1 pseudogene is annotated in these 255 nt (G+C 70.2%); it reads left to right on the top strand.

What is annotated here, in order from left to right:
- A pseudogene (locus tag ACNQO6_RS18450) lies at positions 1-218 on the top strand (histidine ammonia-lyase); the annotation flags it as partial.
- Between the last annotated feature and the right edge of the window lie 37 nt (positions 219-255).

Below are 255 nucleotides of genomic sequence, written 5' to 3'. Positions count from 1 at the left end.
TCGCCGTGGAATGGCTGGGTGCCTGCCAGGGCCTGGACTTCCGCGAGGGCCTGAAGAGTTCGCCGAAGCTGGAGCAGGCTCGCCGCCTGCTGCGCGACAAGGTGCCGTACTACCAGGAGGATCGCTTCTTCGCCCCTGACATCGAGGCCGCCAGCCAGTTGCTCGCCAGCGGTTGCCTGAACGCGCTGCTGCCGGCCCGGCTGTTGCCGAGCCTTTGATACCCGCCCCCGGCCGCTCGGCCGGGGCGCTCCAGCA

Source organism: Acinetobacter calcoaceticus (assembly GCF_051947995.1).
Classification (GTDB): Bacteria; Pseudomonadota; Gammaproteobacteria; order Pseudomonadales; family Moraxellaceae; genus Acinetobacter.
This window is presented reverse-complemented; position numbering and strand designations above follow the sequence as displayed.